This is a genomic window from Streptomyces sp. NPDC051822, from assembly GCF_044452745.1.
Taxonomy (GTDB): Bacteria; Actinomycetota; Actinomycetes; order Streptomycetales; family Streptomycetaceae; genus Streptomyces.
This window is the reverse complement of record NZ_JBITBZ010000011.1, coordinates 204,649-228,696: the sequence shown is the minus strand read 5'-3', so window position 1 is coordinate 228,696 and position 24,048 is coordinate 204,649. Positions and strand designations below refer to the sequence as shown.

Sequence of the window (24,048 nt, the reverse complement as noted above, 5' to 3'; positions counted from 1 at the left end):
CTGGACCGACGGTGACCGGCCGGTCACCGAAAAGGGTCAGGGTGCCGCCGCCGGGGCTCTTCGTCAACCCTCGGCCGATGACCCCGTCAGGTCGGGCCGACGCGACTGACACCAAGTCAAATTCGGTCGCTGGCCTGATAGTTACGGTCGCGAAGGAAAGTGGACCGGTCACATCCAGAGCCCTCTATAGTGATCGCCGATCAACGGCAGGGACGCCCGCCGGGGGACTGACCACCCCCTCCACCGACCGAGGACCCATGACATCCACACCACGTACCACCCCCTGATGGCCGGGCACGGCTTCCGCCCCGTCTACCACCCCGCGGGGCACGACCACGCCCTGCGCAACGCCGTCCAGGACTTACGCACCGGCCGCTGGGTGGCCATGGAACGGCTCCTCGGTGAGACGGCGGACTGGGACAACTGGACCCGGCGCACCCAGGTCCTCGCCACCGTCGCCGCCGGCACCGACGTCGTCCACACCTGGCGCGCCGAGCAGCCCGGGAGCCCCGCCGCCGCCGTCATGCACAGCCGCGTCGCCGTCGAACGGGCCGTACGCGCCCACCGGTCCGGCCACGCCCGGACCCGCGAACTCTGGCAGGAGGCCTGGACCGCCTGCCGGGAGGCCGCCGACCTGGCCCCCGACGACCCGGTGCCCTGGGTGGGCCTGATCGCCCTCGCCGCCCTCGACGGACGTCAGCGCATGGCCGAGCACCGGCTCTCCCCGCCCGCCCCCATGCTGCCGCCCGGCCCCTGGGGCCTGCTGGCCGAGGCGGAGAAGCGCGACCCGCACAACCGGGAGGCGCACCACCGCATGCTGCAGTTCGTCTACGCCCGGCGCTCGGGCCCGCTCTCCGAGGCCGTCAACTACTGCCACTGGGCGGCGTCCACGGCCCCCGTCGGATCCGCCCTGCACGTCCTCCCGCTCTACGTCCGCGTCGAGCGCTACCGGCGCGAGCGTGGCCACGAGCGCGCCCTCGACCTGCACTGGGTCGCAGAGGACGCGGTACGCGAGGCCCGGCGCGCGCTCGACACCTGGTTCCTCTACTGCGCCACCGACGAGGCCTCCCTGCTCGACCTCAACCACCTGGCGCACGCCCTCTTCGGCGCCCTCCGCTTCCCCGACGCGGCCCGGGTCTTCGAGTCGCTCGGCCCGTACTACACGACCTTGCCGTGGGCGTACCGGACTCCCCATCCGGACGACCGCGCCCACGCGGAGGACGTCTTCCTGCGCGCCCGCGCCCGCTGTCTCGGCGACTGACGCAGGCCCACGAACACCGACCACCGCCGGACCGCCGAACCGTCGCACCGCCCACGCCTTGTGCCGCACCGAAAACCCCGCTCACCCCCCGTCCCCGGAGGAACCCATGTCCCGTACCGCCGCCCCCGACGACGCGATACGCAAGCCACCCCCCGCCCAGGACGAGGAGGCGCGGCTGAGAGAGCTCGGCTACCAGCCCGTCCTCGCCCGCCGCATGGGCGGCTTCGGCAACTTCGCGATCAGCTTCTCGGTCATCTCCGTCCTCTCCGGATGCATGACCCTCTACGGCTTCGGCATGGGCACCGGCGGTCCCGCCGTCATGCTGTGGGGCTGGGCCGGCGTCGGCCTGTTCGTGCTGTGCGTGGGCCTCGCCCTCGCCGAGGTCACCAGCGCCTATCCGACCTCCGGCGCCCTCTACTACATGGCGGACCGGCTCGGCGGGCGCCGCTGGGGCTGGTACACCGGCTGGCTGAACCTGCTCGGTCTGCTCGGCGCCATCGCCGGCATCGACTACGGCGCCGCCCTCTTCACCGGGGCCTTCCTCAACCTCCAGTGGGGCTTCGAGCCCACCGCCGGCTCCACCTTCCTGATCTTCCTCGCGATCCTGCTGTTCCACGCCGTCCTGAACCTCTTCGGCGTCCGCCTGGTCAGCGTGCTCAACTCGATCAGCGTCTGGTGGCACCTGACGGGCGTGGCGGTCATCGTCGGCGCCCTCGCCCTCGTCCCCGACCGGCACCAGTCCGCCGGGTTCGTGTTCACCGAGTTCGTGAACGACACCGGCTGGGCCAACCCCTTCTACGTCGCCGCGATCGGCCTGCTCCTCGCGCAGTACACCTTCTCCGGCTACGACGCCTCGGCCCACCTCTCCGAGGAGACCTCCAACGCCTCCGTCTCCGCCGCCAAGGGCATCGTGCGGGCCATCTGGGTCTCCTGGATCGCCGGATTCGCCCTGCTCGCCGGGCTGAGCTTCGCCATCCAGGACTACGCCGCCACGCAGAACAGCGCCACCGGCGTCCCGCCCGCCCAGATCTTCCTGGACGCGCTCGGCACCGGCGGCGCCACCGCCCTGCTGCTCGTCGTGATCGTCGCCCAGCTCTTCTGCGGCAACGCGGAGGTGGCCGCCGCCAGCCGCATGGTCTTCGCCTTCAGCCGCGACAACGCCCTGCCCGGCTCGGCGATCTGGCGCAAGGTCAGCGGCCGGACCCAGACCCCGGTGCCGGCCGTCTGGCTCGCCGTGGCGGTGGCCGCGCTGCTCGCCGTCCCTTCGCTGTACTCCGCCACCGCCTACGGCGCCGTCACCGCGATCAACGTCATCGGCATCACGCCCGCCTACGCCATCCCGATCTACCTGCGGCTGCGGGCCGGGGACCGGTTCACCCCCGGCCCGTGGAGCCTGGGCCGCTGGAGCAAGCCGATCGGCTGGACCGCCGTCGTCTGGGTGGCGGTCGTCACCGTGCTGTTCTGCCTGCCGCAGAAGTCCCCGGTGACGGTCGACACCATGAACTACGCCGTGATCGCGCTCGCCGTCGTCCTCGTGCTCGCCAGCGTCTGGTGGTACGTCGCCCGCCGTTCGTACGGGACGCCTACGGCGTACGGCACCGCCCGGGAGGAGGCGGAGATCGCGGAGGGAATCGTCTGACGAAGGGGCCGGCTCCCGTGCCGCCTGCTCTTCAACCGGCCCCGGCGTCCCTCTCAGGCGCTGAACTCGTAGGTCCAGGCCGCCGAACGGGCCGAGAAGTCGATGTCCGTGATCTCCAGGGCGTGCCCGTGCTGGTCGCTCACCACCCGGTGGACGGCCAGCCGTGCCGCGCCGCCGGCCGCCGTCGTGGCGGGTCCCGGCGGTACGCCGACCGACTCCCGGTGGGTGATCCGCAGCCCCGCCTGGTGCATCCAGTGGTAGAGCAGCCGCAGGTCCGGCTGCTGACGGCAGTCCCGGCCGCGCCGGTAGCGGGCCAGCTGGGGGATCTCGGCGAGCGCGGCCCGGGAGAACCACGACACCGCCCGCTGGAGCGCCGCGCCGTGCGGCCCGAGCACGACGTGCCGGTGCACGAGCGTCGGCTCGCCCGGGGCGAGCAGGAGACGCGGTGCCAGCGGGGTGGGCGGCGGATCCCAGGTGAGGGAGGCCCGCACCAGTGCCCCGGCCGCGCGCGGGCCGCCGGGGAACGTCGGCCGACGGGCGGCCAGGGCGGGAACGGCGGGCTCGCCCTCGCCGCCGGATCCGGCGGCGGCGAACGTGCCGCGCCGGTCGGTGACCACGAGCCGCTCCTCCCGCAGGAGCTGCAGCGCGCTGCGGACGGTCTGGCGGTTCACGTGGTATCGCTGGGACAGGGATCGTTCCGAGGGGAGCCGGCTGCCGGGGGAGATGCGCCGGTGGGCGAGATCCTCGCGCAGCGCGGCGGCGACCCGGAGATAGAGCGGCGCGTCCGCAGCCGCCTCGGAATCGGGCTCGGCCATGATCAGACCCTCTCTTCGCTCAGCGTGACCGCACGGGTCGTGTGCGTGATCAATTCCTATCATTGGTCTAAACCATTTTGCCAGAGCGCTCCCGCAGAGTGGCCGAAACGAGCGTCGCCCCGTGTAATGAGGTACCAGGTGACGGGGAAGAGACCGCGGTGGCGGAAGAGACGGGGTGAGGCCGGATGACGACACCGTCGGAACGCGCCGCACGGGGCAAGGAGGCCCGCAGGCGCGTCTCCCGCTCCTCCCACGGCCGCTGGATACCCAGCTCACAGCGGCCCCACCCGATCGACGTGCTGGAACAGCAGTCCCGGGACCGGCTTCCCGACCTCGTACCCCTCCGGTACGGCCGGATGTCCGCCTCCCCCTTCGCCTTCTTCCGCGGCGCCGCGGCCGTCATGGCCGCCGACCTCGCCGCCCAGCACCACACCGGCCTCACCGTCCAGCTCTGCGGCGACGCGCACCTGCTCAACTTCGGGGTGCACGCCTCACCCGAACGGACGCTCCTCTTCGACGTGAACGATTTCGACGAGACGCTCCCCGGCCCCTTCGAATGGGACGTCAAGCGGCTCGCCGCCAGCGTCGTCGTCGCCGCCCTCCAGAACGGCAGCGCCAAGCCCAAGGCCCACCGGGCGGCCCTCGTCGCCACCGAGGCGTACCGCACGAACATGCGCCGCCTCGCGGGCCTCGGCGAGCTCACCGTCTGGTACGAACGGATCGCCGCCGACGACCTCGTCCCCCTCGTCCGCCGGGACGAACGTGCCCGCTTCACGAACCGGCTCGCCGCCGCCCGCCGCCGCACCAGCCTCCAGGCCCTGACCAAGCTCACCGAGGCCGACGCGACCGGAGCCCGGCACATCGTCGACGACCCGCCGCTCCTCCAACGGACCACGGACCTCGACCGGGTCTCCCTCGGCAAGATCTTCAGCGACTACCGCAGCTCGCTCGCCGAGGAACGCCGGATCCTCCTCGACCGCTACCGCTTCCTCGACGCGGCCCGCACAGCCGGGGGAGTGGGCAGCATCGGCACGCGCTGCTTCCTCCTCCTCCTCGAAGGCCGGGACGAGGGCGACCCGCTCATCCTCCAGATCAAGGAGGCCGGCCGCTCCGTCCTCGAGCCGTACCTGCCGCCGAGCGCGTACGCCCACCAGGGCCGCCGCGTCGTCTGCGGCCAGCGCCTCATCCAGGCCGCGAGCGACATCTTCCTCGGCTGGATGACCGGACCCGAGGAACGCCACTTCTACTGGCGCCAGCTGCGCGACATGAAGGGCTCGGCCGAGGTGGATACCATGTCCCCGGCCATGCTGCGGGACTACGCGCGGCTCTGCGGCCGGGCCCTGGCCCGCGCCCACGCCCGCTCGGGCGACCGCGTCGCCATCGCGGCCTACCTCGGCGGTTCCGACGTCTTCGACCGCGCGATCGCCGACTTCGCCCTCGCCTACGCCGGCCAGAACGCAGACGACCACGCCGCCCTGGGCGCCGCCGTCGCCGCCGGCATGGTGGCGGCGGCGCCGGGCGCCTGAGCCCGCGCCACTGTGCGTCGAGGGCCCTCGGCCGTCGCCTGAGGGCCCCTTGCGGCTACCGGCGCAGCGGCGGCTCCGCCGGTGTCTCCGCGACCGGCCCGAAGAGGACCGCCCGCGCCACCGAGGGGGCGAACAGCCCCGTCAGGGGGGCCGTCAGGGTGAGCGCCGCACGGAACGGCGCCCCCACGACCGGATCGCCCGCGGCCCGCGCCTGCACCCGGCTCAGATACCAGCCGACGGCCTTGTCCATCGGACCCGGCCGCGCCGCGTCACCCGTGGCACCGGGCATCTTCTTGTCCGCGCCCGCCGAGATGTCCCAGGCCTGCCGGGACGCGTCGAACAGCGCACGCTGCACCTGCCGCGTGGTCGGGGTGCGCCTCGGGTCGGCGAGCGCCCGGCGCAGCGCGACCGCGCTCATCGCGGCGACCGCCATGCCCTGCCCGTAGATGGGGTTGAACGCGCACAGGGCGTCGCCCGTGGCGAGGAACCCGGCCGGGCGGCGGCCCGGACGGTCGTACCTCCGCCGGATGTTGGCGGTCTTGCGGAAGCCGTACACCGGGGACTCCGGCTCCGCGCGCGCCAGCCACTCGGTGAGCACCGGGTGCGGCAGCCGCTTCGCGTACTCCTCGAACGCGCCCTCCTCCGTCGGCGGTTCGTCGCCGCGCAGCCCCGACAGGGTCACCAGGTGGCGCCCGTCCCCGAGGGGCAGTACGACACCGCCGTAGACCTGCCCGGGGTTGGGCACGATGTAGTAGCCGGTCGCGTCGGTCCCCGGGTCCCCGGCCGGGGCCCGGTACACCCGGGTGCCGTACGCGAGACCCGTGTCGAGGGTCTCCTCGTGCGGGGCCTCCGCGCCGATGCCCGCCAGCCAGTCGGCGGCCTTCGTGGACCGCCCGGAGGCGTCCACGACCAGGTCGGCCGTGAGCGTACGCGGTTCCTTGTCGGCCCCCGCGCCCCGCTCCCGCAGCCGTACGCCCCGGACGCGCGACGAGTCGCCGGTCAGGCCCACCGTCTCGGTGCCCTCGATCAGCTCCACGCGTGGGTCGGCGAGCACCCGCTGCCGCACCAGCCACTCCAGCTGGGGACGGGGCCCGGAGTAGAAGTGAGCGGTCGCGGGCGTACGGCGGAACCACTGGCCGTTCTGCCACTGGATCATGTCCTCGGGAACGCCCACCTTCGGCGCACCGAGGCCGCTCAGCTCGTCCATGAACCCCGGAAGCAGCTCGTCGAGGGCCCGCTGCCCGCCCGCGACCAGCACGTGCAGGTGCCGGCCCTGCGGGACGCCCGGCCGGGCGTCCGGCCCCTCGGGCAGCCGGTCGCGCTCCACGACCGTCACCTTCTCCGCGTGCTCGGCCAGCACCCGAGCGGCCAGCAGCCCAGCGAGACTTCCCCCGATGACCACCGCGTGACGTGTCGCGCGGCGCCCCAAGTCGTCGGCCATACCCGCCCTTTCGTGTAGTGGAACTCCGACGCTCAGTATCCACACCGGTACGGGCCGCGTCGCGCCCCGTCACCCCCGCACCCCTCGCCGCCGTACGGTTTCGGCCGTCGGCCGGAAGGTGAATGGATCCGGGGCATCCGGGCAGGCGCTGGGACCGAGGCTGTCCTGAAGCGGAGGAGAGGGGAGAGAGGAGAGCGTGATGGCAGTCTCCCGGCACCACGACCTCAAGGGTCCGGGGGCCGCCGCCCGAGCACGCCAGGAGGTGCACCGCCTCGCCGGTGACGCCCTGCTCGCCGGGCATCCCCTGCGCCCGACCACCGAGAACGACGCGGTGCTCGTCGTGAGCGAGCTGGTCACCAACGCCATCCGGTACGCCGGCGGCGAGTGCACCCTCGACCTCGCCGTGGAGGGGGACGGCATCGGCATCGACGTCCACGACCACAACCCCGACCCGCCGCGCCCGAAGCAACCCGATCCGGGACGGGAAGGCGGCTTCGGCTGGGGCATCGTCACGCGCCTGGTCGGCCACGTCACCGTCCGTCGCGAGCCGGACGGCAAGACGGTCCACGCGCACGTGGACACCTAGAGAGTGTCCGGCGGACAGGCACGTGGACACCTCGAGAGTGTCGGGCGCACCGCGGTCGGGGTCCCCCTTGATCTGCTGGGCATGCCCTGGGCCGGGCCCGGCCCAGGGCGGCGAGATCAGCCCCGCATGATCAGCCTCAGCCCCGCATGGCGTCCTTAGCGCGGTCGAGGAGCGAGGCGAAGGGTCCCATCGTCCACTGGGCGACCGTCGAACCGGCGGCCGTGGGGTGCGGATGGGTGGGCGCCATGCGTTCGGCGGCGCGCAGCCTGCGCCCCATCGAACGGCGGTCGTCGATGTCGCACTCCGCGCGGATCCGCGGGAACTCCTCCCGCTCCTCGTGCTGTGCGTGGTGTTCGACGGCACGCTGGAACTCGGCGAGCCTCGCGTCGAACTCGGCGCTGTGGACGTCGAGGTTCTCCAGGGCGGCCAGCTCCTTGTTGGCCTGCGCCTCCTCCTCGTTGCGCGCCTCCGCCTCGTCCTTGCCGGCGACCCGCTTGGCCACGGGCCGCAGGATCATCTCCTCGGCGGTCTCGTGCACGGCGAGCAGCCCGCGCAGCTCGTCGAAGCACTGCTGCTTGGCCTCCCCCTCGGAGTCCATCGTCTCGGCGAAGAGCTGACGGATCCGCTCGTGCTGCTCAAGGAGCTGTTCCAGGATGTCGTCCTCCTGCTCGACCGTGTGCTGCGGTCCGGTCGTCATGCTGCCCATGACGCCTCCTCCGGTGTAGCGGCGATGTGCTCGCTCCCGCGTGTAACCCACGCCCGCGGCACAAAACCCCCGCCGCGGGCGGTTCACTCCGTCCTCAGCTCCGCCAGCGCGCTCGTCAGCCACTCCACCCAGAAGCGCTCCATGTCGATCCCGCCCCGCAGGACGAGATGCCGCAGCCGGTCCGGCTCCGTGTGGCGGCGCTCCGGCGTGAAGTCCCGCGTCTCGATCTCCAGGTACTCCGCCAGCTGCTCCCGGTGCAGGTCGAGGTGGCGGGACAGCTCCGCGCGCAGTCCCGTCGCGCCGACCACCGCCGCCGCCCGCATCCGCAGCAGCAGGGCGGCCCGCAGCGGCTTCGGGTCCTCCTGCCTGGCCACCCACCCGCCGAGCTCGGCGCGGCCTGCGGGCAGCACCTCGTACTCCTTGCGCTGACCCTGCGCCGGAACCGGGGCGGGCAGGGCACGGATGTGCCCCGCCTGCTCCAGCTTCCCGAGCTCGCGATAGATCTGCTGGTGCGTGGCCGACCAGAAGTAGCCGATCGACTTGTCGAAGCGGCGCGTCAGTTCGAGGCCGGAGGACGGCTTCTCGAGCAGCGCGGTCAGGATCGCGTGCGGGAGTGACATGCACGCATCCTAGAAGTGGCCGGCCGGGGCGATCACAGAGTGGCCGCGAGCCGGGTGCCCTGGTCGATGGCCCGCTTGGCGTCCAGCTCGGCGGCGACGTCCGCGCCGCCGATCAGGTGCGTGACGCGGCCCGCCGCCACCAGCTCCTCGTAGAGGTCCCGGCGCGGGTCCTGGCCCGCGCAGAGCACGACCGTGTCGACGGGAAGCAGCTGAGACTCGCCGTCGATCGTGACGTGCAGGCCCTCGTCGTCGATCAGGTCGTACGACACGCCCGCCACCATGGCCACGCCCCGGTGCTTGAGCTCGGTGCGGTGGATCCAGCCGGTCGTCTTGCCGAGGCCGGCGCCGACCTTGGTGGTCTTGCGCTGGAGCAGGTGCACCTGGCGCGGCGGCGCGTTCCGTTCGGGAGCGCGCAGGCCGCCCCGGTTCTCGTACGCGGTGTCCACGCCCCACTGGCGGAAGTACGTCTCGGGGTCCTGGCTCGCGCCCTCGCCGCCGTCCGTGAGGAACTCGGCGACGTCGAAGCCGATGCCGCCGGCGCCGATGATGGCGACCCGCTCGCCGACGGGAGCGCCGTCGCGCAGCACGTCGAGGTAGCTGAGGACGCTCGGGTGGTCGACGCCCGGGATGGCGGGGGTGCGGGGCGAGACGCCGGTGGCGACGACGACCTCGTCGTAGCCTTCGAGGTCGTCCGCCCCGACCTGGGTGTTCAGGCGCACCTCGACACCGTGCTCGGCGAGCTGGACGCGGAAGTAGCGCAGCGTCTCGTCGAACTCGTCCTTGCCCGGAACCCGCTTGGCGATGTTCAGCTGGCCGCCGATCTCGGCGGCGGCGTCGAAGAGCGTCACCGAGTGACCGCGCTCGGCCGCGGAGACCGCGCAGGACAGACCGGCCGGGCCGGCGCCGACGACGGCGATCCGCTTGGCGAGGCGGGTGGGGGAGAGGACCAGTTCGGTCTCGTGGCACGCGCGCGGGTTGACCAGGCAGGAGGTGATCTTGAGGTTGAAGGTGTGGTCCAGGCAGGCCTGGTTGCAGCCGATGCAGGTGTTGATGGTGTCGGCGCGGCCCGCGGTGGCCTTGGCGACGAACGCCGGGTCGGCGAGGAAGGGGCGGGCGAGCGACACCAGGTCGGCGCGGCCGTCGGCGAGGATCTCCTCGGCGACCTCGGGGGTGTTGATGCGGTTGCTGGTGACGAGCGGCACGGAGACCGAGCCCATCAGCTTCTTCGTCACCCAGGTGTAGGCGCCGCGCGGCACGGAGGTGGCGATGGTGGGGATGCGCGCCTCGTGCCAGCCGATGCCGGTGTTGATGATGGTGGCGCCGGCGGCCTCGATCTCCTTGGCCAGCTGGACGACCTCCTCCAGGGTGGAGCCGCCGGGGACCAGGTCCAGCATGGAGAGGCGGTAGACGAGGATGAAGTCCTCGCCCACGCGCTCGCGGATCCGGCGGACGATCTCCAGCGGGAAGCGGACGCGGTTCTCGTAGGAGCCGCCCCAGCGGTCGGTGCGCTGGTTGGTGGCGGCGGCGATGAACTCGTTGATGAGGTACCCCTCGGAGCCCATCACCTCGACGCCGTCGTACCCGGCCTCCTTGGCGAGCTCGGCGCAGCGGGCGTAGTCCTCGACGGTCTGCTCGACCTCGGCGTCGGTCAGCTCGTTCGGTACGAAGGGGCTGATCGGGGCCTTGACGGCGCTGGGTGCGACGAGGGCGGGGTGGTAGGCGTACCGGCCGAAGTGCAGGATCTGCATGGCGATCCGGCCGCCCTCGGCGTGCACGGCGTCGGTGATGAGCCGGTGCTCGGCGACCTCGTCGGCGGTGGTGAGCTTGGCCCCGCCGTCCCAGGGGCGGCCGGCGTCGTTGGGCGCGATGCCGCCGGTGACGATGAGGCCGACGCCACCGCGGGCCCGCTCGGCGTAGAACGCGGCCATGCGCTCGAAGCCGTGCTCGGTCTCTTCGAGGCCGACGTGCATCGACCCCATGATCACCCGGTTGGGCAGGGTGGTGAACCCCAGGTCGAGCGGGCTCAGCAGATGCGGGTACGGGGTCATGGGGGCGCCTCCTCGCGCAGGAACGTCGACCTCAGTTGTAGGGGACCTCCTTCCTGTTCTGCAACTAGTTGCAGAAGAACGGGGACGTGATTTCTACTACTCGGTAACCACCGATGCCGCCGCGGCCCCCAGCCACGCGTCGAGATCCTCCGGCGTCCGCGGTTCAGGCGCGTCCGCGCCCAGCAGGCCCCGCGCCCGCAGCAGCCGCGCCACGGCCGTGCCCCAGGGCCGCCGGAGCCGGGCCGCGTCGAGCAGCGCGTCGTCCGCGAGCAGCTCGGCGACCGGACCGGTCCGAAGGCCCGCGGGGGAGAGCACCGCCGCCTCGTCCGCCCACCGCAGCGCCAGATCCACGTCGTGCGTCGCCATCAGCACCGTCGTACCGGCCTCCCGGAGCCGCCCCAGGGCGTCGAGCAGCCGTTCCTGCCCGTGCGGATCGAGCCCGGCCGTCGGCTCGTCCATCATCAGCACCCGCGGCCGCATCGCCACGGCCCCGGCGATGGCGGCCCGCTTGCGCTGCCCGTACGACAGCAGATGCGTGGGCCGGTCCGCGAGCGCCGTGATGTCCAGGGCCTCCAGGGCCTCCGCCACCCGGAGCCGTACCTCCTCCTCCGGCAGCCCCAGGTTCGTCGGACCGAACGACACGTCCTGCCCGACCGAGGCCGCGAACAGCTGGTCGTCCGGGTCCTGCACCACCAGCTGCACGGTGGTCCGCAACCGGGTCAGTCCCTTCCGGTCGTACGCCACCTCCGCCCCGTCCAGGAGCAGCGACCCGCTCCCGCACCGCAGGCCGCCGCTGAGCAGCCGGAGGAGCGTCGTCTTGCCGCCGCCGTTGCGGCCGAGCAGCGCGACGGCGCGGCCCTCCGCCACCGCGAAGTCCACGCCCGACAGGACCGCGGGCCCGTCCTCGTAGGCGAAGCCGGCGCCCACCAGTTCCACGACGGGCGGCGGAAGGGAGGGAGCCTTCGTGGGCATCACGGGAGCAGCCTTTCCAGTACGAGGGTGAGGGCGACGAGCCCCGCGAGCAGGACGCCCGTCGCGGCGAGGAACCGGCGCGAGAGCGCGCACGCGGGCACGAGCACCCGCAGCGTGCCGTCGTACCCGCGCCCGGCGAGCCCCGACTGCAGCCGCTGCGCCCGGTCGAAGGCCCGTACGAACGTGGTCGCTCCGAGGCCGGCGAGGGAGCGCCAGGTCGCGGCCCGGGTGGTGTGCCCGAGCCGGGCCGCCTGTGCCTGCCGGATCTTCGACAGGGAGTCGAGCAGCAGGAAGATGATCCGGTACATCACGAGCGCCACGTCCACCACCGGAGCCGGCACCCCGGCCCGGACGAGCCGGGGCAGGACGTCGGAGACCGGCGTGGTGAACGCGAAGAGGAGCACCCCGAGCGAGGCCGAGGCGGTCCGCAGGAGCAGCTCGACCGCCTGCACCGGACCTTCCGGCGCGAGCGCGACGAACCCGCGGTCGCCGCCCACCGCGAAGAGCAGCGGAATCGCGCCCGTGACACAGAATCCGAGCGGGACGCGGAACGCCCGCCACAGGGCCCGGCCCGGCACACCGGCCGGACCGAGCAGGACCGCGAGCGTGGTCGCCGCGACGAGCGGGGCGCCCGGCCACGGCGGCAGGGAGACCGCGCACAGGGTCAGACCGAAGCCGAGCAGCGCCTTCTCGGCGGGGTGACGGCGGCGCCAGCGACTGCTGTGCGCCGCCGCGTCGATCGGCAGCATCGGCGGCTACGCGCCCGGCTCGTCGACGGTCACGGAGCGCGTACCGCCCGAGCCCGTGCCGCCGCCGTCCGGCGAGGCCTTCACCTCGGCCACCCCGGCCGTTCCCGCCTCGGCCTCCTGCGCCCCGACAGCCTTCTCCTCGGCCTCCTTCGCCAGCGCCGCCCCCTGCCTGCGGCCCCGCCGCAGCCCGAAGTAGTACGCCAGGAAGCCGGCGCCCAGCGCGGCCTGGAGGGAGAACAGTCCCGACTCGATCTCCCCCGACGGCGGCTCGTACAGGGGGCTGAACCACGGCTCGTAGTCCGGGTGGAGTTCCGTGATCGCCGTCTCCGCCTCCCCGTCCGCCCCGGTGAACGGCTCCTCCTTGTGGTCCCCGAGCCCGAGCGCGAGCGGCAGGACCGCGAGCGCCGCGACGACGAGCAGCAGCAGGGCGTTGATCTTCGTGTTCCGGCTCATCGCGCGGTCGCCTCCTCGCGTCGCTCCGCCGTGCGTCCGCCGAGGACGCCGAGCCGGATCAGATCGCCCTTGCTGGACTGGGTGAGCAGCCGCATCACGAGCACCGTGAGCAGTCCCTCGCTCACGGCGAGCGGGAGCTGCGTCACGGCGAAGATCCCGCCGAACTTGGCGAGCGCCCCGAGCACACCGCCGGCCGGGTCCGGGAAGGCGAGCGCCAGCTGCACGCTGGTCACGCAGTACGTGGACAGGTCGGCGACGAACGCGCCGAAGAAGACGGCGACCATCAGCGGCGCACCGGTCCTGCGCAGCAGCAGATACGTCCCGTACCCCGCCCACGGGCCGACGATCGCCATCGAGAAGGCGTTCGCGCCGAGGGTGGTCAGCCCGCCGTGGGCCAGCAGGAGGGCCTGGAACAGCAGGGTGATCGTCCCGAGGACCGCCATGATCGGCGGCCGGAACAGGATCGCACCCAGACCGGTACCGGTCGGATGCGAACAACTACCCGTCACCGACGGCAGCTTGAGCGCCGACAGGACGAAGGTGAAGGCGCCGGAAGCGCCGAGCAGAAGGGTGGACTCGGGATTGGACCGTACCTCGCGGGTCAGCGCGCGGACCCCGTGGACGATGAACGGCGCGGACGCGACGCCCCAGGCGGCCGCGTGCACAGGGGGCAGATACCCCTCGGCTATATGCATGGTTGGGAGACCCTCTCCAGCACCTCGTGGATGGACAACGCACCTTGGCCGGTCTCCTGGCTGACGGTCATACGTCCGACTCCGCCTTCCCACACCCCGACGGTCTCCCGTCGCGGTCCAGTGGCTTCCCCGAGGGTGCTTCCCGCGGGGGTGGAGCCGGACATCCCGATCACAGTGGCGAGGGCCGCACCGGTACTGCACCGGTTTCCCGTACACCAAGGCCCTGCGACCCTAGTGCGTTGACCAGGTACATCACAACACGGTCGCCACGCGGTGCGGCCTCGCGCTCACTCCACGCAGTCAGTCCTTGCGGTAGGCGTACGCCTCCGAGGCCACCGCCGCCACGGCGTCGAGGTCGCCGCCCGCGCTCGCCGTGACCAGCGCGGCGACCGCGCCCTCGACGAACGGCGCGTCCACCAGACGGGAGTTCTCGGGCAGTTCGTCGCCCTCGGCGATCAGTGCCTTCACGGTGAGCACCGCGCTCCCCAGATCGACCAGGATCGCCACACCGGCGCCCCGGTCCGCTGCCTCGGCCGCGGAGCGGATCAGCTCGGAACTCGTCCCGAGACCGCCGTCCGGGGTCCCGCCGGCCGGGAGGACCGGCGCCAGGTCTCCGCCGCCGGCGAGTCCACGGGCGAGCTCGGCCACGGCGGTCGCGACGGCGGCACTGTGCGAGACGAGCACGATGCCGACGCGGGGCCCGGCACTCATGACGCCCCCTCGGCACGGGCGACCTCGTCGAGCGCGGCGAACAGCAGCGCCGAGGAGGTGGCCCCCGGATCCTGGTGCCCCACCGACCGCTCGCCCAGATAGCTGGCCCTGCCCTTGCGCGCCCGCAGCGGTACGGTCGCGAGGGCGCCCTCCTCGGCGGCGGCGCGGGCCGCCCCGAACGACGCCCGCAGCCCCTCCACCGCCGGAACGAGCGCGTCCAGCATCGTCTTGTCGCCCACCTGGGCACCCCCCAGCTGCGACACGGCGGCCACACCCGACCCGAGGGCCTCCGCCAACCGCTCCCGGCCGACCCGGTCCCCGTCGCCGAGCGTCTTGCCGGTACGGCGCAGCAGCGTCCCGTACAACGGTCCCGACGCGCCGCCCACCGTGGAGATCAGCTGCCGCCCGGCGGCGGTGAGCGCCGCGCCGGGAGTCGCGGGCGGTTCCTCGGCCAGGACCTTGGTGACGGCGGCGAACCCCCGCCTCAGATTGGCGCCGTGGTCGGCGTCCCCGATGGCCGAGTCCAGCTCGGTGAGCCGGTCCGCCTCACGGTCGACGACCTCGGCCACCGAGGCCAGCCACCGCACCAGGAAGTCCACACCGAAGGTCTCCGTCATGCCGGTCCCCTCTCCCATGCCCCGACTCACCGGCCCCAGCGCAGCGCGGGCGTCTCCACGGGCGCGTCCCACAGGCGAAGGAGCTCCTCGTCCACCTCGCACAGGGTCACCGAGCAGCCCGCCATGTCGAGCGAGGTCACGTAGTTCCCGACGAGCGTACGGGCCACCGGCACCCGCCGCTCACCGAGTACGCGCTGCACCTCGGCGTTGAAGCCGTACAGCTCCAGGAGCGGGGTCGCGCCCATCCCGTTCACCAGGGCGATCACAGGACCGGACGGGCGGAGGTCCTCGACGACGGCGTCGACGACGAAGTCCGCGATCTCCCCGGACGTCATCATCGGCCGCCGTTCACGGCCCGGTTCGCCATGGATGCCGATGCCCAACTCCAGCTCGCCCGGGGGGAGGTCGAACGTGGGACTGCCCTTCGCGGGGGTGGTGCAGGCGCTCAGGGCGACACCGAAGGACCGGCAGCGCTCGTTGACCCGGCGGGCGATCGACTCCACCCGCTCAAGAGGCGCGCCCTCCTCGGCGGCGGCGCCCGCGATCTTCTCCACGAACAGCGTGCCGCCGGTTCCGCGCCGGCCCGCCGTGTACAGACTGTCCGTGACGGCGACGTCGTCGTCGACGAGGACCTTGGCGACCTGGATGCCCTCGTCCTCGGCGAGCTCCGCGGCCATCTCGAAGTTCAGCACGTCACCGGTGTAGTTCTTGACGACGAACAACACCCCGGCGCCACTGTCGACGGCAGCGGCGGCCCGCACCATCTGATCGGGCACGGGCGACGTGAACACCTCACCGGGACACGAGGCCGCCAGCATCCCGGGCCCCACGAACCCGCCGTGCAAGGGCTCGTGCCCGGACCCACCGCCGGAGACCAGCGCCACCTTCCCCGCCACGGGAGCGTCCCGCCGCACCACGACCCGCCGCTCCACATCCACGGTGAGCCCGGGATGAGCGGCGGCCATCCCCCGCAGGGCGTCGGCGACGACGGTCTCGGGAACGTTGATGAGCATCCTCATGGTTACCTCCTGGTGAGATGAGCAGGCAAGGGCGCTGAGCCGGGTCTTGGCAGGTCAGGGCACGTGAGGCGAGAAGGTGATCTTGGCGGTTCGTGGTGACGGACGGGGGGTGACGCAATTATCGACGCGAGATCGTATGCGCGCACCGGTGCGTCCGGGACCGGATCCCGGTGGATCTGATTCCAGAGTCCGCAAGGCGTGACCTGTCACCTGCGCCGCCGGCACTGGCGGTACTCAGCCGCAGCCAGGAGTGCCCCGACGAAGTGGCGGGAGGCATCGGCGCCGGTGAGGGTCTCGTTGGCTCGTGGAGCGACACCTCGCCCACGGGCATGGCTCACGGCGTCTGCAGGCGTACGGCCAAGGCGGCGATGTCATCGTCGAGGCTGCCTCTGCTGTGGCGGAGGAGGTCGTGGTGCAGGGCCGTGAGCAGATCACGGGGAGGTGTGGGGGGCTGTCGGCGCATCCACGCTGTCAACGGGAAGAACTCACCGTCCCGGGCGCGGGTTTCGGCGATCCCGTCCGTATAGAGGAGGAGAACTTCGCCGGGAGAGAAGTCGAAGGCGTCCGCACGGTACTGGTCGCCGAGCAGTTCCGCGAGGCTGAGCAAAGGCGACGGGACGGACGGTTCGAGGACGCGGACGTTCTTGGAGCTGTGGATCAAGGGTGGGGGGTGTCCGCAGTTGACGATGGTGATGTGGCCGCCTTGATGCGGGATCTCGACGAGCAGCGCGGTGGCGAAGCGTTCCATCGGTGCCTCGGGTGGATGGGCGGCGTTGTGCCGGGCACAGCTCGCGTCCAGCCTGCGTGCGACGTCGGCCATGGAGGCCTCGCCGTGTGCCGCCTCGCGGAAGGCGTTGACGATCGCCGCTGCCGCCCCCACCGCCGGCAGGCCTTTGCCCCGCACGTCGCCGATGAGCAGCCGTACCCCGTACGGAGTGTCGACGACCTCGTAGAAGTCCCCGCCGATGCGGGCTTCCGCGGCGGCCGCGAGGTAGAGCGATTCGATCTCGACGTTCCGGAAACGGTGGGGCAGGGGCCGCAGCACCACCTGCTGGGCCGCGTCGGCGACGAGCCGTACCTGAAAGAGCGTGCGCTCCCGTTGAAGCCGGACATGGCTTCCGTATGCGGCGGCCACGGTGACCGCCACGATTCCCCCGCACGTCCACCACGTCCCGAGATCGGGGAAGACGAAGCTGAGGCCGATCATCAGAAGGAGGCAGACGGTACCGAGGAGGACGGTCGGGAGGACCGGCCACATGGCGGCGGCCAGAGCCGGCGCCGCAGGCAGGAGGCGGCTGAAGGCCATCTCCGGCGGAGTGGCGTAGGCCAGGCCGGCGATGACGACGGTCAAAATCACCGGCGACAGCCGCACGAGCGTGCCGTGGCCGTGGCCGTGGCTCCGACGGAGCCGCAGCCGCAGCCGTCCGGACTCGATCATGAATCCCAGAGTATCCGCGAGGGACCCGCTCAGCGACGTGACGAGTGGGCTCCGCGTGCGACAGAGCACGCCTGCCCGCTCGCGAGGGGCGCGACCGCTTGCGACCGGCACGAAGGGCCGCGCTTCCAACGCCCACCCGCTACCTCGTGACCGCGTGGTCCCTCGTCGAACCGGCGTCCCACGCCGAGGCCGCGACCTTGCGCGGCGCGGCGATCAGTTCGTGCCGACGCGGTCGTACGGGACCGCAGCGGGGTCCGTTTCGCCGGCCCGACGCCCCGGCTCGTACGCCGAGGGCTGCCTCGCGGTGCGGCCGGGCCGGACCGGCCACCACAGCGAGCGGCCGAGCAGCGCGGCGAGCGCCGGGACCAGCGCGACGGACAGGACGAACGCCGACAGCAGGATGCCGAGGGCGGTCGCGAAGCCGATCTGCTGGGTGGACGGAGCGGGGTTCACCGCGAGGCTGCCGAAGGAACCGGCCAGCACCAGTCCTGCGGTGGCCACGGCCGGGGCCGTGTGCCGTACGGCGCGGGCCACCGCCGCGCGGGCCGGGCCGGGGCGCTCCATCTCCTCCCTGATGCGGTCGCTCATCAGGATGTTGTAGTCCGTACCCAGGGCGACGACGAACAGGAAGAGCACCAGCGGCAGGGTGAAGTCGACGCCTGCTTCGCCGCGCACGTGCTGGAACAGCAGAGCGGAGGCGCCGAGCGTGGCGGCGAAGCCGAGCCCGACGGAGACCATGAGCACCACCGGTGCCAGGGCGCTGCGCAACAGGACGAGCAGGATCAGCGCGATGAGCGCGGCGGCCACGGGAAAGACCAGCTTGAGGTCCTCGGAGACGGCGGCGGAGATGTCCGCGAAGATCGCTGCCGTGCCGCCGACGTGTGCCTGGGCGCCCGCGGGCACGTGCGCCGCGACGGTCGCCCGAACCGGCCCGGACACCAGGTCGCGTGCCTTCTGGCTCTGTGGGTCGGCGGTCAGGTAGAGGCCGATCCGGGCGGCGTCGCCCGTCTTGGCGTATGCGACTGGGGTCACCTGCGCCACGCCTTGTGTGCGGCCGAGCGCCTTGACCAGGACATCGACGCCGGGCCGGTCGAGGGCGCGGCCGTCGCCGCTGGTGACGTAGACCTCGGTGGGGTCGGACACCCCCGCCGGCAGGGTGCGGGAGATCTCCGCCGCGGTGGCCGCGGCCGATGTGCCCGAGCCGCCGCTGCCGGTGCCGTAGTCCATCTTCATGCCGGCCATCCCGGCGGCCAGCGCACCGAGCAGGACGATCGCGCCGACCGTGACGGCGAGCGGTCGTCGGGCGACGATGTCGCCGAAGCGTCCGGCCGAACCCTCACGCGGAGCGCGCTTCAAGGCGCCGGAGGGCCAGAACATCCTGCGGCCGGTCACCGCGAGCAGGGCGGGCATGAAGGTCAGGCTGGCCAGCAGCATCACCATGACGGAGATCGCGACAGCCGGGCCGAGGACCCGGAACTGCCCGAAGCCGGCCAGACCGAGGGTGGCGAAGGCCGCGACGATGGTGAGTGCCGCCGAGGTGATCGCGGAGCCCACCCGCCCCGTCACCTCCCCCACGATCTCGCGGGCCTCCCGCTCGGGCTGCGCGCGCAACCGCTCACGGAAGCGGAAGAGGAGGAAAAGGAAGTAGTCGATCCCGATGCCCAGCAGCACCACGCTGATCAGCTGAGGCGTGCTCGGGTCCAAGGTGGTCCCGGTGAGCAGTGCCGTGCCGACCACCGCACCCGCGGCGGCCCCGCCGACGAGGCTGACCGCCAGCAGCGGGAGGAGCGCCGCCAGCGCACTGCGGAACACCAGCACGTTCAACAGCACGATCAGGCCGATGGTGAGTGCCCCGACCACCGTGCTCGTGGTCTTCTCCGCATCGCGACTGTCGACGAGGTCGGCCAGACCACCGGTGAATCCGGTGCGCAGTCCGCCCTGCTCGTACATAGCGGAAGCGGTACTCCGGAATTCCTTGAACACATTCTGCAGGCCAGGGTCGTTCGCATTGCCGGAGAAGCCGATCGAGAAAAGCATGAAACTGTGGCGGGGTGCGAAAGCGCCGGACGCTACCTTCGGCGTCTGGGAATGGTCCTCCGTCAGGAACTCGGGGGCTTCGTCGGACTTCGGCATGGTCACGCGAAGTGTGCCGAGAGCCGCTGCGGTCGCCTTCGCGCGTTGCTGGTCAGCCGCGCCGAGCGGCCTTCCATCGGCCCGTTTCACCAGCATGGTCACCGTATTGGCGTCCGGCTTGATCCCGAACTCGTCCTCGGCGACCTTCAGTGCCGCCGCCGAGTCGTACTTCTCCGGCAGGAAGTCACCGAGCTGACTCTCGGTGACCCGGTACACCAGTGCCTGACCCACCAGGCCAAGTCCGATTCCCAGCAGTACCCAGAAGGTGATGACTTTCCATGGATTTCTCGTGGAGAATCCGGTCAGGGCGCGAATCACGGGAACTTCCGTTCGTAGGCGATCTCGGACAGTGCCCTTCCAGCACATCACCGGAATGCGCGCGGACCGTCGGAGTGCGGGACGAGATGCCGTACGGGCCCCTGGACCCGTCCTTCCACCGGACCAGGACCCTGATCCTGGTCCGATCTCGTCCCCGGGGCGTAGCAGGGGCCGGTCGGCAGGCGGGGACAATGGCGGGAGCCGGCTGCCGATGCCGGGCGGGACGTGCGGCAGCGCAGCGGAGAACAGCCGGGGAGGGGACCCACATGGGGACGCGTCACAGCGCTGCGCCATCGCGCAGGGAACTGCGCGGGCGCCCTGTCCCGCCGGACGCCGACGCGTTGCCGTGGACCCGCAACGACGCCCTGCCGGCCGTCGGCGCGGCCGTCGTGGACCTCATCGGGTATACCGCGTTCGCGCAGGTCGAGGGTGATCCCGCATCAGCTCCCGGCATTCTGCTGGTGACCGTCTCCGCGCTGCCGCTGCTCATGAGGCGCCGTTTCCCGCTCGCCGTGATGTGCGTCAGCCTGGTGCTCGTGGCGCTGCTGAATCTGACGGAACCCATCAGCCATCACTTCGGCGCCACCCTCGCGGTCGCTCTTTACTCGGCCGCCCGGACCGGCCGTTCGTGGGCGACGGCCGCCCTGACGACCGGGGCGATCGGTGTCACCCTGCTCACTCCGGATCTCGCCGCCCCGCGCGGATACATGAACGTGATCAGCGCCTGCCTCGCCGCCGGCCTCATCGCCGCCACCGGCCTCGCGGTCAACCGGTGGCATCAGGAGACGGAGGCCAACCGCCGGCTCCTCGCCGACCGGGCGGTGGCCGAGGAACGCCGCCGCATCGCCAGGGAGCTGCACGACATCGTCGCCCACCGCATCACCACCATGCAGCTGATGGCGGGCGGCGCCCGCGCCAACCTCGACCACGACACCGTCGTCGTCCGCGAGGCCCTGGTCACCTTGGAGGAGTCGGGGCGGCTGGCCCTGCGCGAGATGCGGCAGCTCCTCGACGTCCTGCGGACCGACGAGGACACGGCGACCGGTCGGCACGGCACGCCGGAGGCGCCGCAGCCCGGCCTTGCCGACCTCGACCGCCTGATCAAGGAGTCCCGGCAGGCCGGACAGCCCACCGAGCTGACCGTGGACGGCGAGCACGGACGACTGTCCCCGGTGGTGGGTCTCACCCTCTACCGGATCGTGCAGGAGGCACTGACCAATGCCCGTAAGCACGCAGGGCCCGACGTTCCGGTGAAGGTCCGCCTCACCTGTCTACCCGACCGCGTCCGTGTGTCCGTCACCGACCAGGGCACGAAGGACGCGGCAGAGTTCGCCTCCGCCTCTGCCTCCGACACCAGGCATGGCGCCGGATACGGTCTGGTCGGCATGCGTGAACGGGTCGCCCTGCACGGCGGAGCCCTGGAGGCCGGTCCCCTGCCCGAGGCCGGCTTCCGGGTCGTGGCGAGCCTGCCGCTGGAAGATCCGACGGGCCAGGACAAGGAGGACTGACCGGTGATCCGGACAGACACCGAGAACGAGGCCGTGGGCGAGCGGATGATCCGGGTACTGATCGCGGACGATCAGCCGCTCGTGCGGCGCGGACTGGCCCTAATTCTCGGCCCCTCGCCGTCCATCACCGTGGTCGCCGAGGCCGAGAACGGCGAGCAGGCCCTTGTGCTCGCCCGAGAGCACCGTCCCGACGTCGTCGTGATGGACATCCGGATGCCCGTCCTCGACGGGGTGGCCGCCACCGAGCGAATGGCTCGTGACCTTCCCGAGTGCCGGGTGCTCGCCCTCAGCACCTTCGACATGGACGAGTACGTGGTGGCCGCCCTGCGTGCCGGCGCCTACGGCTTCCTGCCCAAGGACAGCTCGCCCGAGGACCTCGTGGCCGCGATCCGCACCGTCCGCGCGGGCGAGGCCGCCGTCGCGCCCCGTCTGCTGACCCGACTGATCTCCGCGTATGTCAGGAACGAACAGGGGGCGCCCCCGAACCAACGACAGGCCGCCGCACAAGGGACCTCCGGTCTCACCCCGCGCGAGGTGGAGGTCTGGCGCCTGGTGGCTACCGGCCTGGACAACAAGCAGATCGCCAGCACCATGGAGATCAGTGTCTCCACCGTCAAGAACTACATCAGCAGCATCTTCGACAAACTCGGCGTCCGTGACCGAGCGCAGGCCGTGATCGCTGCCTACGAGTCGGGCCTGGTGGCAGCTCGACGGGCCGCTGACCCGGACTGAACGGAGCGCGCCGGTTCGTCGCTCCGTCTGGGACCGGTTCTCCAGTCGGGCCTGAAGAGGGTCGTCCAGGCCCGCAGTCCCCACTCGGCCGGCCCGTACGGGTGGCGGCCGAGCCACCATCGACTGGGTCAGGTAGTTGGTCAGTGTCATCCGGCCCGCCGGAGCCGGCGCGGCGAGCACGGTCCTGCCGTGTCGGCCGTTCGCGAGGCGCAGGACGGTGGCCGCGTACGCGGCGGCCAGAAGCGGCGCCGTGATCACGTCGATCCCCAGCGCGAGGATCTCGGTGAAGCCCAGCGCCGCCGGGGCCTGGAAGAACACCAGCATGAACACGACGTCCGGCAGCTGGTCCAGATGCGCCGAGACGACCGAGGCGGTGTCGCCCCGCAGGGCTTGGGTGGCCCGGGCGGCGTCGGCCGCGGCCGCCACATCGTCCAGGCCGGCGTCGGGCGACCACAGCGTGACCGCGGGCGGCGAGGAGCGCGTACGCGGCGGCGGTGACACCGAACAGCGCGACGGCGGTGCGCACGGCGGTGCGGGGCCGGATGCGGCGGAAGACCAGCAGGATCAGTCCGAGGGCGGCGTAGGTGGTGAGGATGTCGCCGGGGAACAGCACGACGGCGTGGACCACCCCCAGGAGGAACAGTCCGGTCAGACGCCGAAGGAACCGCGGGACGAACCGCGCCCGGGCGCGGTCGGCGGAGGCGAGCTGCAGGGTGAAGGCATAGCCGAAGAGGAAGGAGAACAGCAGGAAGAACTTCGCCTCGAAGAACGTCGCCACCACCGCACGCACGGCACCATCGAGCGGGCCGCCGACGCCGGGGTCCGCCACGCCGGTGCCGTGGTAGGCGGAGGCCAGGTAGGTGATGTTCACCATCAGGATGCCGAACAGGGCGAATCCCCGCAGCGCGTCGACGGCCCCGAGACGCCCGACGGGCGTCTCCTGCACGGCAGTCGCGTCGGTCGCGCCGGTCATGCCCGCCCCTCTCCGGAACCCAGTAGCCGGAGCAGCCGTGCCTGATCGGCCAGGAACCCATCGGCGTACAGCTTCCTGGGGGCGAGGACGGCGGTCAGCGTCAGGCGCCACCGCGAGCTCTCCACCGCGTGGTCGACCAGGGAGTGCGCGGCGTCGGGATAGCGCGCCACCGTCAGGGACGCCGCCGGAAGGATGGCGCGGTAGACGGCCTCTGTGTCGGCGACGTCGACGTTGACGTCATGGCCGGCCAGCACCAGCACGACCGGAGTGCCGCGCATGGCGCGCAGGTCCGCGGTCGCGTCCGACCGGTGGTTCCTTGCGATGAACGACCACCGGGCGGCGGTCATGTCGCCCACGTCGCCGACCGCGGCGCGGTACTCGGCGAAGGACGCGCCTCGGTCCAGCAGGCCCAGAGTGGTCTCCCGCCTGCGCAGCGCCGCGTCGCGCTCCTCGGCGCCGGCGCTGTCCCGGCGCTGTTCGGCGAGGAGGTTGTAGCGCCCCTGCCGCAGCCAGTTGACGGCAGGGGAGACGGCGACGACGAACTGGAGCCGCCGGTCCGCCGCGGCGACCTTGGGCAGGACCCAGCCCGCCTGGCTCGCTCCCCACAGGCCGATGCGGCGGCCGTCGATGTCCGGACGCCCGCGTGCCCAGGCCACCGCGGCCAGAGTCTCCTCCGCCCGGTCCGCCATGCTCTGCCCCAGCCAGTCCCCCTCCGAGCCGCCGACACCGGGCTTGCTGAACGAGAGCGAGGCGTACCCGGCCCGGGCGAAGGACTCCCACAGTGGTCGGTAGAACGTCTCGTGCGTCGCGTCGACCGGACCGTCGCCGTGCACGAAGACGACCAGACCGAAGGGGCCGTCACCCGTGTCGGGCGTGGCCAGCACCCCGTCGAGCAGCTTCCCGTCGTGCCGTAACGACACTTTCTCCTCGCGGAGCGCGTACGTGTTCTGCCAGACCGCCACCCCGCCGAGTCCGGCACTCAGCAGCAGGACCACTGCCAGCACCCGCACCGCCCACGCCCACCGCCCTCTGCGCCGCCCCGGCGCCCGACGTATCGCGAACATGCCCATCCCCAATCGCTTGAATCA

At 72.2% G+C, this 24,048-nt stretch carries 22 protein-coding genes, 1 pseudogene and 1 riboswitch; of the genes and pseudogenes, 7 read left to right on the top strand and 16 right to left on the bottom strand.

The genetic code is table 11. The features are described 5' to 3' along the window. The first annotated feature begins 286 nt into the window (after positions 1-286). Together ACIA8N_RS29280 and ACIA8N_RS29275 are read left to right on the top strand one after the other, a co-directional pair. Entirely contained in the window at positions 287-1,261 is a 975-nt protein-coding gene (locus tag ACIA8N_RS29280; RefSeq protein ID WP_365781222.1) for a hypothetical protein, read from the top strand. A gap of 106 nt (positions 1,262-1,367) precedes the next feature. Further along, the gene (locus ACIA8N_RS29275; protein WP_365781223.1) at positions 1,368-2,900 is read left to right on the top strand and encodes an amino acid permease; all 1,533 of its coding nucleotides are present in this window, start codon (positions 1,368-1,370) and stop codon (positions 2,898-2,900) included. Between the two features lie 53 nt (positions 2,901-2,953). Here the strand turns inward: ACIA8N_RS29275 and ACIA8N_RS29270 are convergent, their stop codons facing one another. Beyond that, entirely contained in the window at positions 2,954-3,715 is a 762-nt protein-coding gene (locus ACIA8N_RS29270) for a GntR family transcriptional regulator (RefSeq protein WP_365781224.1), read from the bottom strand. A gap of 185 nt (positions 3,716-3,900) precedes the next feature. Between ACIA8N_RS29270 and ACIA8N_RS29265 the strand changes: the two genes are divergently transcribed. Beyond that, positions 3,901-5,241 (top strand): DUF2252 domain-containing protein, encoded by a 1,341-nt coding sequence (locus ACIA8N_RS29265; protein WP_365781226.1) that lies wholly within the window; start codon positions 3,901-3,903, stop codon positions 5,239-5,241. A gap of 55 nt (positions 5,242-5,296) precedes the next feature. Here ACIA8N_RS29265 and ACIA8N_RS29260 read toward each other — a convergent pair whose 3' ends face one another. Beyond that, positions 5,297-6,682 (bottom strand): FAD-dependent monooxygenase, encoded by a 1,386-nt coding sequence (locus ACIA8N_RS29260; RefSeq protein ID WP_365781227.1) that lies wholly within the window; start codon positions 6,680-6,682, stop codon positions 5,297-5,299. A gap of 199 nt (positions 6,683-6,881) precedes the next feature. Between ACIA8N_RS29260 and ACIA8N_RS29255 the strand changes: the two genes are divergently transcribed. After that, a complete protein-coding gene (locus ACIA8N_RS29255) occupies positions 6,882-7,268 on the top strand; it encodes an ATP-binding protein (protein ID WP_365781228.1) in 387 nt (128 codons plus the stop codon). Positions 7,269-7,404: 136 nt separating this feature from the next. On the opposite strand, the gene ACIA8N_RS29250 is transcribed toward ACIA8N_RS29255, so the two are convergent. The 12 genes from ACIA8N_RS29250 to ACIA8N_RS29195 form a co-directional block, all read right to left on the bottom strand. Next, positions 7,405-7,974 (bottom strand): hemerythrin domain-containing protein, encoded by a 570-nt coding sequence (locus ACIA8N_RS29250; RefSeq protein WP_365781229.1) that lies wholly within the window; start codon positions 7,972-7,974, stop codon positions 7,405-7,407. Between the two features lie 83 nt (positions 7,975-8,057). Continuing rightward, entirely contained in the window at positions 8,058-8,594 is a 537-nt protein-coding gene (locus ACIA8N_RS29245) for a PadR family transcriptional regulator (RefSeq protein ID WP_365781230.1), read from the bottom strand. A 32-nt stretch (positions 8,595-8,626) separates the two neighbouring features. Beyond that, positions 8,627-10,642, bottom strand: coding sequence for an NADPH-dependent 2,4-dienoyl-CoA reductase (locus ACIA8N_RS29240; protein ID WP_365781231.1), 2,016 nt, complete (start codon positions 10,640-10,642; stop codon positions 8,627-8,629). A 96-nt stretch (positions 10,643-10,738) separates the two neighbouring features. Next, positions 10,739-11,614, bottom strand: coding sequence for an ATP-binding cassette domain-containing protein (locus ACIA8N_RS29235; RefSeq protein WP_365781419.1), 876 nt, complete (start codon positions 11,612-11,614; stop codon positions 10,739-10,741). Further along, positions 11,614-12,363, bottom strand: a complete 750-nt coding sequence (cbiQ, locus tag ACIA8N_RS29230) for a cobalt ECF transporter T component CbiQ (protein ID WP_365781232.1) — start codon at positions 12,361-12,363, stop codon at positions 11,614-11,616. The genes ACIA8N_RS29235 and cbiQ overlap by 1 nt, the downstream gene beginning before the upstream one ends. Before the next feature lie 6 nt (positions 12,364-12,369). Beyond that, positions 12,370-12,816 (bottom strand): energy-coupling factor ABC transporter substrate-binding protein, encoded by a 447-nt coding sequence (locus tag ACIA8N_RS29225; protein WP_365781233.1) that lies wholly within the window; start codon positions 12,814-12,816, stop codon positions 12,370-12,372. Beyond that, on the bottom strand, positions 12,813-13,511 hold the full coding sequence (locus ACIA8N_RS29220; RefSeq protein WP_365781234.1) for an energy-coupling factor ABC transporter permease: 699 nt from the start codon (positions 13,509-13,511) through the stop codon (positions 12,813-12,815). Before ACIA8N_RS29220 ends, ACIA8N_RS29225 begins: the two co-directional genes overlap by 4 nt. Positions 13,512-13,539: 28 nt before the next feature. Next, a riboswitch (cobalamin riboswitch) is annotated at positions 13,540-13,774 on the bottom strand. Positions 13,775-13,811: 37 nt separating this feature from the next. Then, positions 13,812-14,222 carry a PTS fructose transporter subunit IIA gene (locus ACIA8N_RS29215; protein WP_365781235.1) on the bottom strand — a complete coding sequence of 137 codons (411 nt, stop codon included), beginning with the start codon at positions 14,220-14,222 and terminating at the stop codon, positions 13,812-13,814. Next, positions 14,219-14,839, bottom strand: a complete 621-nt coding sequence (gene dhaL / locus ACIA8N_RS29210; RefSeq protein WP_365781236.1) for a dihydroxyacetone kinase subunit DhaL — start codon at positions 14,837-14,839, stop codon at positions 14,219-14,221. The genes ACIA8N_RS29215 and dhaL overlap by 4 nt, the downstream gene beginning before the upstream one ends. 26 nt (positions 14,840-14,865) lie before the next feature. Further along, positions 14,866-15,858, bottom strand: coding sequence for a dihydroxyacetone kinase subunit DhaK (gene dhaK / locus ACIA8N_RS29205; RefSeq protein WP_365781237.1), 993 nt, complete (start codon positions 15,856-15,858; stop codon positions 14,866-14,868). A gap of 334 nt (positions 15,859-16,192) precedes the next feature. Beyond that, entirely contained in the window at positions 16,193-17,296 is a 1,104-nt protein-coding gene (locus ACIA8N_RS29200; protein ID WP_365781238.1) for a PP2C family protein-serine/threonine phosphatase, read from the bottom strand. 213 nt (positions 17,297-17,509) lie between these two features. Next, positions 17,510-19,747 carry an MMPL family transporter gene (locus ACIA8N_RS29195; RefSeq protein ID WP_365781239.1) on the bottom strand — a complete coding sequence of 746 codons (2,238 nt, stop codon included), beginning with the start codon at positions 19,745-19,747 and terminating at the stop codon, positions 17,510-17,512. A 266-nt stretch (positions 19,748-20,013) separates the two neighbouring features. Between ACIA8N_RS29195 and ACIA8N_RS29190 the strand changes: the two genes are divergently transcribed. Continuing rightward, the gene (locus ACIA8N_RS29190; RefSeq protein ID WP_365781240.1) at positions 20,014-21,255 is read left to right on the top strand and encodes a sensor histidine kinase; all 1,242 of its coding nucleotides are present in this window, start codon (positions 20,014-20,016) and stop codon (positions 21,253-21,255) included. Positions 21,256-21,300: 45 nt separating this feature from the next. Further along, positions 21,301-21,987 carry a response regulator transcription factor gene (locus ACIA8N_RS29185; protein WP_365781421.1) on the top strand — a complete coding sequence of 229 codons (687 nt, stop codon included), beginning with the start codon at positions 21,301-21,303 and terminating at the stop codon, positions 21,985-21,987. A 171-nt stretch (positions 21,988-22,158) separates the two neighbouring features. Here the strand turns inward: ACIA8N_RS29185 and ACIA8N_RS29180 are convergent. After that, a pseudogene (locus ACIA8N_RS29180) lies at positions 22,159-22,311 on the bottom strand (hypothetical protein); the annotation flags it as partial. Between ACIA8N_RS29180 and ACIA8N_RS29175 the strand changes: the two are divergent. After that, entirely contained in the window at positions 22,238-23,005 is a 768-nt protein-coding gene (locus ACIA8N_RS29175; protein WP_365781241.1) for a hypothetical protein, read from the top strand. The pseudogene ACIA8N_RS29180 and the gene ACIA8N_RS29175 sit on opposite strands and share 74 nt — an antisense overlap. Here ACIA8N_RS29175 and ACIA8N_RS29170 read toward each other — a convergent pair. Continuing rightward, positions 22,957-24,024, bottom strand: coding sequence for a CocE/NonD family hydrolase (locus ACIA8N_RS29170; RefSeq protein WP_365781242.1), 1,068 nt, complete (start codon positions 24,022-24,024; stop codon positions 22,957-22,959). The genes ACIA8N_RS29175 and ACIA8N_RS29170 overlap by 49 nt on opposite strands. Positions 24,025-24,048 lie beyond the last annotated feature (24 nt).